This window comes from Alteromonas sp., from assembly GCF_984505615.1.
In genome coordinates this window covers 72,465-84,046 of the sequence record NZ_CFHOXV010000004.1, presented here as the reverse complement: position 1 = coordinate 84,046, position 11,582 = coordinate 72,465, and the positions used below count along the sequence as shown (strand labels likewise).

General features: G+C 50.6%; 8 protein-coding genes. 5 read left to right on the top strand and 3 right to left on the bottom strand.

Going from position 1 to position 11,582, the window contains the following annotated elements:
- Nucleotides 1-123 precede the first annotated feature (123 nt).
- Nucleotides 124-3,231, top strand: a complete 3,108-nt coding sequence (locus AC4PME_RS04555) for a hybrid sensor histidine kinase/response regulator (protein WP_491045305.1) — start codon at nt 124-126, stop codon at nt 3,229-3,231.
- On the opposite strand, the gene AC4PME_RS04550 is transcribed toward AC4PME_RS04555, so the two are convergent.
- Nucleotides 3,216-3,926 (bottom strand): DUF2982 domain-containing protein, encoded by a 711-nt coding sequence (locus AC4PME_RS04550; RefSeq protein WP_491045245.1) that lies wholly within the window; start codon nt 3,924-3,926, stop codon nt 3,216-3,218. The two genes, AC4PME_RS04555 and AC4PME_RS04550, sit on opposite strands and share 16 nt — an antisense overlap.
- A gap of 265 nt (nt 3,927-4,191) precedes the next feature.
- Between AC4PME_RS04550 and AC4PME_RS04545 the strand changes: the two genes are divergently transcribed.
- The 3 genes from AC4PME_RS04545 to AC4PME_RS04535 are packed head-to-tail and all read left to right on the top strand — an operon-like array spanning nt 4,192 to nt 7,601.
- Entirely contained in the window at nt 4,192-5,205 is a 1,014-nt protein-coding gene (locus tag AC4PME_RS04545) for an aspartate carbamoyltransferase (RefSeq protein ID WP_349589890.1), read from the top strand.
- A gap of 5 nt (nt 5,206-5,210) precedes the next feature.
- Nucleotides 5,211-6,491 carry a glutamate-1-semialdehyde 2,1-aminomutase gene (gene hemL / locus AC4PME_RS04540; protein WP_119502781.1) on the top strand — a complete coding sequence of 427 codons (1,281 nt, stop codon included), beginning with the start codon at nt 5,211-5,213 and terminating at the stop codon, nt 6,489-6,491.
- Nucleotides 6,492-6,512: 21 nt separating this feature from the next.
- On the top strand, nt 6,513-7,601 hold the full coding sequence (locus tag AC4PME_RS04535) for an adenylate/guanylate cyclase domain-containing protein (RefSeq protein WP_119502782.1): 1,089 nt from the start codon (nt 6,513-6,515) through the stop codon (nt 7,599-7,601).
- Between the two features lie 3 nt (nt 7,602-7,604).
- Here AC4PME_RS04535 and AC4PME_RS04530 read toward each other — a convergent pair whose 3' ends face one another.
- The gene (locus AC4PME_RS04530; protein WP_119502783.1) at nt 7,605-8,522 is read right to left on the bottom strand and encodes a Dyp-type peroxidase; all 918 of its coding nucleotides are present in this window, start codon (nt 8,520-8,522) and stop codon (nt 7,605-7,607) included.
- A 71-nt stretch (nt 8,523-8,593) separates the two neighbouring features.
- Nucleotides 8,594-10,279 carry a gamma-glutamyltransferase gene (gene ggt, locus AC4PME_RS04525; RefSeq protein WP_491045304.1) on the bottom strand — a complete coding sequence of 562 codons (1,686 nt, stop codon included), beginning with the start codon at nt 10,277-10,279 and terminating at the stop codon, nt 8,594-8,596.
- A gap of 307 nt (nt 10,280-10,586) precedes the next feature.
- On the opposite strand from ggt, the gene AC4PME_RS04520 reads away from it, so the two are divergent.
- Entirely contained in the window at nt 10,587-11,486 is a 900-nt protein-coding gene (locus tag AC4PME_RS04520) for a glycosyltransferase family 2 protein (RefSeq protein WP_491045244.1), read from the top strand.
- Nucleotides 11,487-11,582 lie beyond the last annotated feature (96 nt).

The following is an 11,582-nucleotide window of genomic DNA, read 5'->3' as shown; positions in this document are numbered from 1 at the left end:
ATAGCAGCAATTTACACCCTGTTTTTTGTACAAACGCGCCTGTTGGTGGTTTAATAGGCGCACGTTTTTCTAACCAGCTTATCAAAAATGCGCGCAGTACTGTGGTCCTGGTTCAGCATCTTGATGTTTTTTGGGGTGTGCACTGCGCCGGCTCAGGCTCAGACTACCCATCAGCTCATCAATGAAAATATTGAAACCAGCCTGACGGACAATTTTGAATTTTACTTCGAGACAGACACGCAGCTGACTATCAGTGAAGCAATCAAGCGTCGTCCTGATTTCCGTTTTTATACCGACCCGAATCCTAACTTCGGTTTTCAGTCCCGCGCATTGTGGCTGGTTACTAAATTCAACAACACCAGTAATACCCGTGACTGGGTATTCAATATCGATTTCAGCCAGTTAGATAAAGTCGATTTTTATCTGGTCAGAGGCGATGAAGTCTTAAAGCAAAGTCATCAGGGTAAGCTGCAAACCGAGCAGATATTCCGCGTACCGACCATGCGGGCTGAGCTGCCGGTGGACGCTCCGCTGGAGTTATACCTGCGGGTCGAAAGTTCCTCTTCCAGCCTGATTGTACCGTTATCTGTGGAGCCGGAAACCCGCCATAGTTTCGGCGTACAACTGGACAGTCTGTTGTGGGGATTGTTCTACGGCGGCCTGATCATTCTGGCAATTTACAACTTCGCGCTGTTCTTCGGTTCCAGAGAGCCAAGCCTGGTCGCCTATGTGGGCTACATTGTGGCGGTATTGCTATGGCAATTTGTCTGGGGCGGCCATCTTCACCTGATATTCCGCGACGGCTTTGACCCGTGGTTTGCTGCACATACGGAGATGATTTTCGTCATCATCGGGATCAGCTCCGGGCTGTTCGCGGTTACCTTTCTGGAAACCAAAAAACATGCCCCGAATGCCCATCCGGTAATCATGTCCCTGCTGGTTTTGCAGGGCGTTATCGGCGCAGGCTGCCTCATCGATTTGCTGCCTCACATCTGGAAGAATAACCTGGTGTATGGCGTGGGTATGATTGCGATTTGCAGCTATATCTATGCCGGTTTTGAGGCTTACCTTAATAAGTTCAAACCCGCCCTCTATTTCATCTTCGCCTGGGGCATGCTGGCCAGCGGTGCAATCGTGGGCATTCTGAGCTTACTGAATATTTTACCTTCCAATGACTACACCACGTACTGCTTTCAGGTGGGCGTGTTCATCGAAGCCGGGTTGTTCTCTTTCGCCCTCATGGAAAAGAGTCGCAACCAGCTGGCCTCTGAGGTCAGTCAGGCAACCAATGAGCTTCGCAATAATATGGAACTCATTGAAGAGCAGAATGCCCGTCTGGACATTGCCCGCAAAGACGCTATTAAAGCCAGTAACGTAAAATCTCAGTTCCTGGCCAATATGAGCCATGAAATCCGTACACCTCTCAATGCCATTCTCGGATTCAGTAAAGAGCTCACCCATGTTGCCCTGCCGGTGGAACAACAGGAGCAGGTGCGTATCATCAACACGGCGGCGGATAACCTGCTGGGTATCGTCAATGACGTACTCGACTTCTCTAAAATTGAGGCCGGTAAGCTGCAAATTAACAATCAGCCATTCTCACCGAACCAGTTACTGGAAGACATGGTGACGCTGATGTCTAAGTCTGCCCACTCCAAACGACTGGAATTTGTTTTTGATACCGGCCCCTTACCGGAAAAACTCATCGGCGATGTATTCAGAATCAAGCAGGTACTGAACAACCTTCTCAGTAACGCACTGAAGTTCACCTCTTCCGGCACCATCACCCTCACAGTGAGAGGCACATCCCTGCCCCACGGCATCCATGAATTACACTTCCGGATTGAAGATACCGGTATTGGTATCAGCCGTCAGGATAAGAAAAAACTGTTTAATGCTTTCTCCCAGATTGATGATGCGTTGAACCGTAGTTATCAGGGCACAGGGCTTGGCCTGGTTATCTGCCGGGAGCTGATAAAACTGATGCGCGGCACACTGGATTTAAACAGTGTTCCCGGGCTTGGCAGTGTCTTTGACATCCGTCTGCGGGCGAATCAGCTTAGTCAGAAATACAGTCTGACACCGAACGCCGAATGGATTGGAAAACGGGTTGTGGTATTCGACCCTGTGCCGGACACCCGCAGAGCCACAGCCTCCATGCTCACCGCGCTGGGAGCCAGGGTGACATCAGCAGATTCCGTAGCCTTTCTAAATATGCTGGATATGCATTCTGATTTGCTGTTTGCTACCGTACCGGTTTCCCATCTGGAGAAGCGGAACACGTACCTCAGTGAACTGGTGGAGTTTCCGGCGAAGAAGCGCATCCTGTGGTATTCCGGCCCGGAACCGTTCAACCAGTATCCCAGCCTGACCCAGCACTTCCATGAACAGGTAAGAATGCCTGTCACACTCACCAAACTGGAAAGCCTGCTGCATCAGAAAACAGCCCGTCGCCGCAATCCGATGCAGGATAAGATGAATAACCTGCCTAAGGCACGTATTCTGGCTGTTGATGACATGGAAATGAACCTTAAGCTGTTGCATACCTGGCTGGATCACTCGCCGGTCAGTCTGACCACGTCCATGAGCGGGCAGGATGCCGTTAACCGTTGTCAGAGCACGGAATACGATCTCATCCTGATGGATGTTCAGATGCCGGGTATGGACGGTTTGCAGGCATCAAGACTGATCCGCAAAACGGCTCTGAATATGGGTACCCCCATCATTGCAGTCACCGCCCATGCTTTCAAAGAGGAACAGGAAAGGTTGCTGGCATCAGGTATGGACGATTATCTACCCAAGCCTATCGAAATGGGCGCGCTTCTCGATTTGATTAAGCGCTGGTGTCAGAACGCCACCCCGACAGCCATGGCTTTACCTACTCTGGACTGGCAACTGGCGGTTAAACGCACCCACCAGAACCCGGAAGCAGCACGCTCGTTACTGGGGGATTTTGTGGTGTTGCTGCCGCCCACCATTTCCACATTAAAATCGATGTGGAAAGAAAAAGACTTCGACGGCCTGAAGGCGGAAGTGCACAAACTCCACGGAGCCTGCTGTTACACCGGTGTACCGAAGTTACAGGAACTGGCTTCAGAACTGGAAATCGCGCTGAAGCTTGAGCAAAACTTCCTGATTGCAGAGCATCTGCCTGCTCTGCTGAATGAGTGCGAAATATTAATGACAGAAGCCAGACGCTTCCTGGAAGAAATGAATTACACCTTCCCCTGAGTATCCATCAGTCTGTCCTGACGGGCTTGCTGGCACTGGCGCATAAAGCGGGCAAAGTCAGCAGGCTCACGGTCAATATCAGAGGCGGCAATAAACACGTCATACCCCAGCGACTGACGAAGCTGAGACATTCTGTTCGCCAGCATGGCTTTAACGCCGGTAAAGGTTCGATTGTCTGCCGTGGTGTAATGTTTATCATCAAACATTTCCTGCTCAAAACAGGCACCGGTTTTACAGTTTTGTTCATCTCTGTGAAGCAGCAACGGACGCTGCTCCATCAGTAAATGGGTGGCCAGCCGCGGGGAAACGTGATTTAAGAACGCACCGTAGTCTTTAATCCGGAAACCTACCGCTTCAAGCTCCACCTGCTCTAAACCCTGCTGCACCCGCGGGCAGTCTATACGCTGCACGTTATCCCACTGTAACAGCCAGTTGCCCAAACGGTGATGATAACGGATTTCCTGCGGAGAAATTTCGATACTGAACTGAGGCTCTCTTACTTTGAACCAGCCGATGAGCAGCGAAACAATCGACGCACTGGTCAGGAAAATAGCAGCCAGAAACAGCCAGTCCGGCAGAAATTTCATCCATACTGCCGACATTATCAGTCCTACCACACCCAGCACCAGTGCAGTGATGCCGTTACCCTTTGACGTTGCCCTGACATAAATAGGGTCAGAATCAGCTCCAGACATAAAAATACACCACAAATACGATAACCGCCCAGATGAATATCATACGAAGACGCCGGCATTGCGGACAGTCAGTCCGCCACCATGAACGGGATGGTTTGTTTACCTGCGGTCGCTTTGTCACATTCATCCGGTGATTATCTGAAGAAAGTTTGATTTTACCCCGGCCTGCGCAGAAAAACTCATAAACCTATTTAAGGTTCTTATCTCTACACATCGCCGGCTTTTTGATAAACTGTTCAGGTTTATTTTGTTTGTTGAGAGCACTATGTCACAGTTTACCGGCAACCATATCCTTTCGGTCAATCAATTCGATCGTGATGCCATCGAGAAAGTCTTTTCTGTGGCCCATTCCATGGAGCCTTATGCAAAGCGTCAGAAGCGCACCACGGTGCTGGACGGCGCCATCCTGGGTAACTTATTTTTCGAACCCAGCACACGTACACGGGTAAGTTTCGGTACTGCCTTTAACCTGCTTGGCGGGGAAGTGCGGGAAACCACCGGCATGAGTAACTCTGCGCTGGCGAAAGGTGAATCGCTTTACGACACGGCCCGTGTATTAAGTGGCTATTCCGATATTATTGCCATGCGTCATCCGCAGGCGGGTTCAGTAAGCGAATTTGCTGATGGCAGCCGTGTACCGGTTATCAACGGCGGTGACGGCGCAAACGAACACCCGACTCAGGCATTACTGGACTTATTCACCATTAAGCGTGAGCTGGAATACAACGGTAAAGGCATTGACGGACTCCACATCGCTATGATTGGTGATCTCCGTTATGGCCGTACCGTACACTCCTTGTCGAAACTTCTGTGTTTGTATAAGGATATCCACTTTACACTTATCGCACCTGCAGAGCTGGCCATGCCGGACTACATTGTCTCTGCCATTGAAGATGCCGGTCACAAACTGACTATCTCTGAGCATATCGACGGCACGGTAGATGCGGACATCTGTTATCAGACACGCATTCAGGAAGAACGCTTCCCTTCTCAGGAAGAAGCCAATAAATACCGTGGCCGCTTCCGCCTCAACCAGTCTATTTACACTAAGCACTTCCAGTCAAAAACGGTGATCATGCATCCACTTCCGCGGGATTCCCGTATGGAAGCTAATGAGCTGGATAACGATTTGAATACCAACCCGAACCTGGCCATCTTCCGGCAGACCGATAACGGCGTGCTGGTGAGAATGGCACTCTTCGCGCTGACACTGGGCGTTGAAGATCTGGTCGCGAAATATGAACGCGACGTGGTTTGGTACACTAACAAGAGCCAATAAGCATTATGTCAAAATCTGAAGTCCTCTTTGCCCGCGCGCAAAAAACGATTCCCGGTGGCGTAAACTCCCCGGTCCGTGCCTTTAAAGCGGTAGGCGGCACACCCCGTTTCATCACTAAAGCTGACGGCGCTTACATCTGGGATGCTGACGACAATCAGTACATTGATTACGTGCAGTCCTGGGGCCCCATGGTACTGGGTCATAACAACGATAAAATCCGTGAAGCCGTTATCAGCGCTGCGCAAAACGGATTAAGTTTTGGTGCCCCTACAGAATCTGAAATTATCATGGCCGAAATGGTCAGCAGCATGGTGCCGTCAATGGAAATGGTACGCATGGTGAATTCAGGGACCGAAGCAACCATGTCGGCAATCCGGCTGGCCCGTGGCTATACCGGCCGCAACAAGCTGGTTAAATTTGAAGGCTGTTACCACGGTCATGCTGATTCACTGCTGGTTAAAGCCGGTTCCGGCGCACTGACACTGGGTGTACCGAGTTCACCGGGTGTGCCTGCGGATGTGGCGCAGCATACGCTGACGGTGGAATACAACAACCTTGAAAGCGTTGAAGAAGTCTTCCGTGAACACGGCGATGACATCGCCTGCATCATCGTTGAACCGGTTGCCGGCAACATGAACTGTATTCCGCCTGTAGAAGGATTCCTTGAAGGCTTACGTAAGATCTGTGATGACCACGGCAGTGTACTGATTTTCGATGAAGTGATGACTGGCTTCCGTGTCGCCAAAGGCGGTGCACAGGCAAGATACAACATCAAGCCGGACCTTACATGTCTGGGTAAAGTGATTGGTGGCGGTATGCCGGTGGGCGCATTCGGTGGCCGCCGGGACATAATTGAACATATCGCCCCTACCGGCCCGGTTTACCAGGCAGGGACTTTATCAGGTAATCCGGTAGCCATGGCAGCTGGCCTTGCTGCACTGGCTCAACTTGATGATGACGCCATGTATGAAGGGATTTTCGCACAAACTCAGGCACTGGCAGACGGTTTTCAGGCTCTGGCGGATAAACACGGCATCCCTATGACCACCAACGTTGCCGGCAGCATGTTCGGCTTGTTCTTCACCGGTATTGACCGCGTGACGAACTACCAGCAGGCCATCAACTGCAACCAGGAACAATTCCGGGTGTTCTATCACGGCATGCTGGACAACGGTGTTTACCTGGCACCGGCATCTTATGAAGCAGGGTTTGTGTCAAAAATGCATACTGCAGACGTAGTTGATAAAACACTCAGCATTGCTGATAAAGTGTTAGGCTCTCTGTAGTGTTGGATATGTGGTGACACCATGACGTTAAGCTGGCTACTCATTTATGGTCTTATCGCTGTGGGCGGTGTTGCTGCATATTTCCTGTTCAGACAGTCTGCACAAATCCGCGAACTGAAGGCTGAACTCGACAGAACACACCCGAAGAAAACGCCGGTTTCTGATACCCCTGACGGCCGCGAAGCCAGTTACATCGAAAAAGCCAATGAAGCGATGCAACTGAGTAAAACCTTCCAGAAATTCGTCCCCCGTCAGTTCGTTGAACACTTTGCCAAACATGGCAGCGGAGCCACACTGGAACTGGGACATGCAGACGAGGATGAAGTGGCTATCCTGTTTTGTGATATCCGCGGCTTCACCGGCTTGTCAGAGCATCTCAGCCCGCAGGAACTCATGGGCTTCCTGAATTCCTATTTCCTGCGCATGAATGATCCTATTCACCAGAATCGTGGATTTATCGACAAGTTTATTGGCGACGCCATTATGGCGCTGTTCGACCACCCGGGCGGCACCGCCAAAGATAAAGCCCGCGACGCCCTTCAGGCTGCTATCGATTTACGTAAAGCACTGGTGATGTACAACTCTCACAGGGATAACTGTGAATATCTGCCCATTAATATCGGGATCGGTATTCATTTCGGGCCGGTGATCATTGGTACTATCGGTTCAGATGACCGTATGGACACCACGGTACTCGGCGACAGTGTGAATATTGCTTACAGACTTGAGTCTCTGACCAAAAAATACAATGCAGACATTATTGTCAGCGCACAAACCCTGGAAACGGTAGGCGCGGGCTATCCGGTTAAAACCCGTTTACTTGACTGGGTTAAAGTGAAAGGCCGGCAAAGTGCCATTGAAGTGTATGAAGTGCTCGACCATCTGAGTGAGGAAGAACAGAAAGCCAGGCTCTCTGTACAAACACAAATCACCGCCGGACTGGCCTGTCGTATGCGCAGGGAGTGGGACGACGCCATTGCTCACTTCATGAAAGCCAGAGATATCAATCCACAGGACCAACTGCCTCAGCATCACATTGATGTGTGCCTGCAATACCGCAATCTAACGCTCAGTGAAGACTGGGACGGTGCGTTGAAGCTGCACCACTAGCTGTTATTTTTTTGCGTGCTCGCGGATAAAGTTAACCGGCGGCGCAAAGAAAGATGCCCCGGTTTCCGCACTGGTGTAATCCAGCCAGCGGTCATAATCACCGTCTCCGGTTCCGAAAACCTGGCTGTGCAACATAGACTTGAAAGGCCGTGCACTGGCTGAACAGCTTACAAAGAAAAGTCCCTGAGTTGTCAGATCTCCGTAAGGCATTCCCTGTTTGATTAACCCCGGTAAATCATCATCAGGCCCTTTCGCCGACGCGCGGATACAATGAGACATGGGGTTTTGCTCCTGACTCACCAGGTTGTGTTCCCGGGTCAGACCGATAATTTGTTCCTGCTGACGGGCAGTAAGACTTTCCCAGCGTCGCAAATCGTGACGGTAACGTTGCACATGCACGTAACTGCCGCCGTTAAAAGCCAGTTCGTCGTTATCGATAATACCGGTTTTGCGTCGCTGCATTCCCCGCGGATTATCCGGCGCATAGATAAAACCATTCAGATCACGGCCATCGAGATAACGGAAGCCTCTTACCTGTTCCACCAGCTCAACATGCAGTCTGAGCAATTCCATCACTTCCATACCTACCGCATGACAGATATCAGCACGGTCAGCACGTATTTGAATAAACAGGTCGCAGGGCGTGGAAGGGGCAGTGCGATCTTCACACTGCATATCCGGAAACGGAGCCAGTTCAGTAGGAATAAAGCCCGGATACAATTCAGACCAGAAACCGGCACCGATGGCAATCATGCCGGTGAGCATGGCTTCATAGTGCTCGTTTTCGTAAAAATCGAATATATCCAACACGCGGGCAAGCTTTCCCCTCACCGTTTCTGCATCGTCATCCACGACATTCAGCAATAAATATTGCGCATGCAGATTCGGTTCGGCGCACACCCCTTTTTGAGGTTGACTCATGACATCCTTCCGTTTGCCCGCTGATTATTGATTTATGGGCATTTTCCCGGGCCAGTAACTAATAGTGTGGCTCAATACCCCGCGGCTTGTCCATCTTTTCGGCTTTCAGAGGCACCGAAATACACACCCCGCTGACTATCCAGCATAATTGCCTGATAACCGCCGTAGATCCCGACGGCTGGTTGCAGAGTGTGACCTCTCTCCATCAGTTCACGTTTAACCGTTTCACTGAAGCCTGATTCAAGATGTACCTGACCGCCATCCAGCATGAGATGTCCGGTAGGGCTGCTGGAACCGGAATGTAATATACGGGGCGCGTCACCGGCTTCCTGTAAGTTCATGCCAAAATCAATCAGGTCGACAATGATTTGTGCATGCATTTGTGGCTGCGTGGCACCGCCCATTACACCAAAGCTTAACCACGGCTTACCATTGCGGGTAACGAAGGCAGGAATAATCGTGTGGAAAGGACGCTTGCCCGGTGCATACTCATTCGCGTGTCCTTCCTGCATGGTGAACAGCTCCCCACGGTTCTGCAGCACAAAGCCGAGTTCCGGCGGCGTCATGCCTGAGCCCATACCACGGTAGTTACTCTGGATCAGAGACACCATGTTGCCGTCTTTATCGGCGACAGTCAGATACACGGTATCACCTTCGTACACACCGGCATCATAGCGTTTGGCCGCTTTTTCCGGATTGATAAGTTGCTGCCGCTCTGCGGCGTAGTCTTTAGACACCAGCCAGTCTACGGGCACTGAAGTAAATGCCATATCTGCATAGAATTTTGCGCGGTCTTCAAATGCCAGCTTTTTCGCTTCAACAAAAGTGTGAATGTAGTCTGCTGAGCCGAATCCCATCCCTTCAATATCGTAACGCTCAAGAATATTCAGGATTTGCAGAGCAGCAATGCCCTGTCCGTTAGGGGGTAATTCCCATACATCGTAACCCCGGTAATTCGCGGATACCGGTTCGACCCACTCTGACGTATGGCTGGCCAGATCATCTAAGGTAAGGTAACCGCCCTGCTCTTTCATGTAGGCAGCGATTGTCCGCGCAATATCGCCTTTATAAAAGGCATCTCTGCCGCCGGTGGCGATTTTTTCGTAGGTGGCAGCCAGTCCGGGATTTTTAAACACATCCCCTTTTTTCGGTACTTTACCGCCTGGCATAAAGGTTTCAGCAAATCCGTCATATTGACCAATCCGGTCGGCATTCATTTGCAGGTAATACGCAATGAGTTCAGAAACCGGAAAACCATTACGGGCATATTCAATAGACGGGGTTAAAATGGCAGTCACAGGCAGAGAGCCGAACTTGCTGTGCAGCTCAAACCAGCCATCCACAGCACCGGGAACCGATACCGGCAACGGCCCAAATGAGGGCACTTTATTGAGCCCTTTTTCTGCAAACACGGCTTTGGTCAGGGTACGGGGTGAGCGGCCGGACGCATTCAGACCATAGAGTTTCTTCTCTTCTGCACTCCACACGATAGCAAACAGATCACCGCCAATACCGCTTCCGGTGGGCTCAACCAGACCGAGCATAGCATTTGCTGCAATCGCTGCGTCGATGGCATTGCCACCCTGCTTAAGAATATCCAGCCCCACCTGGGTCGCCAGAGGCTGACTGGTGGCTACCATCCCGTGCTGTGCAATGACCTCGGAACGGCTGGCAAACATTTCACCGGTGATCCGGTCGTATGCCCCGGCAACAGCAGACACGCCCAGTAATACTATACCGATGATAACCGGCTTCAGACTCTTTTTTATCAGTCGCAAATGCATTTCCCCGCTCTGTCTATCCACTGTAAAAATTACCGGCTTTGTGTAAATTCATATTTATCACACTCCGCCCTGCAATTCATCCGGGCCGGCCAGAAAACAAAAAATGACGAATTAACGCGAAGTTAGCCCGTTCACTATACTTTAGTTTAAAGGTGGAATTAAGTTTGCAGTAATCTTGCGGATTTATTCACTGTTTTTCTAACAGACTCACCACGAGCCGTATCTGTGGTTGGAAATTAACCCGTCCCGCAGGGACATGAACCGACAGAGAGACGACGCCATGAGCACTGATTTTAGTATTGTTACTATTGTTAAGCGACGTACCCAGCAGTTGTCTAACCTGATTAGCAGCATAGAACGCTCTACACTTTTACCTAAAGAAATGGTGATTGTGTGGATGGCTCCGCCAAGTGACGAATCACTATTAAGTAGCGAAAACTTCCCTATCGTGCACCGTTTTGCAGCAAGTGATGAACTTCCGATCCCAAAAGCCCGTAACCGTGGTTTCGATACCTGCAAAACCGACAAATTTATTTACCTTGATGTGGACTGCATCTGCCCTGAATCTTTACTGGAAAATCTGGTCCGTTCACTCGCCATCGGTAAGGTTGTCACCGCCAATGTATGCCAGTTGGATAAAAAAGCGGAAGATATCAGCGAAAGCTATGTGCAACAGCTTGCCCTTCCTCAGGCCACTGCCGCAGAAAAAGTCCCGTTTGTGCAGTTCGATACTAATATCTTCGGTATCACCCGGAAGGATTATGAGCGTGTAGGCGGGTTCGATCTCGATTATCACGGCTTTGGTATCGGCGATTTGGATTTTGCTGCACGTTGCAGTCAGGCAGGCCTTTATCTGGTTAACACCGGCCGTCATGTATTCAAGCAATTCCACGCTCACTACAACCCGCCGGTAAATCACTTATGCGATATCGTATCGAACGCTGAAGTGTTCAAACAGAAATGGGGCGCATATCCGTCCTGTGATTTGTTCGCCCGCTTCGCTGAACTCGGGCTTATTAACGCTGATTACGAAGAGTCCGGTATGCGTGTGGTACGTCTGGTCACAGACGAAGAGCTGGCGACTTATCTGGTAAAAGAACCGGATAGTGTGGCGTCAGAAGGCACATCAGCTCCGGCTGGTACGTTAACCCGTACAGGTTCATTGAAGCAAACGGCCTGAAGTAAGAAATTACGCGGGGTCCTATCCCCCGCGATTGGTTCTTCACAACGAAAGCACCCGGCATCTGCCGGGTGTTTTGTTTTTCAGTTTAATTGC

Coding starts and splice junctions, on each gene's coding strand:
- AC4PME_RS04555 (WP_491045305.1), top strand. CDS start 124: ATGTTTTTTGGGGTGTGCACTGCGCCGGCTCAGGCTCAGACTACCCAT.
- AC4PME_RS04550 (WP_491045245.1), bottom strand. CDS start 3,926: ATGTCTGGAGCTGATTCTGACCCTATTTATGTCAGGGCAACGTCAAAG.
- AC4PME_RS04545 (WP_349589890.1), top strand. CDS start 4,192: ATGTCACAGTTTACCGGCAACCATATCCTTTCGGTCAATCAATTCGAT.
- hemL (WP_119502781.1), top strand. CDS start 5,211: ATGTCAAAATCTGAAGTCCTCTTTGCCCGCGCGCAAAAAACGATTCCC.
- AC4PME_RS04535 (WP_119502782.1), top strand. CDS start 6,513: ATGACGTTAAGCTGGCTACTCATTTATGGTCTTATCGCTGTGGGCGGT.
- AC4PME_RS04530 (WP_119502783.1), bottom strand. CDS start 8,522: ATGAGTCAACCTCAAAAAGGGGTGTGCGCCGAACCGAATCTGCATGCG.
- AC4PME_RS04520 (WP_491045244.1), top strand. CDS start 10,587: ATGAGCACTGATTTTAGTATTGTTACTATTGTTAAGCGACGTACCCAG.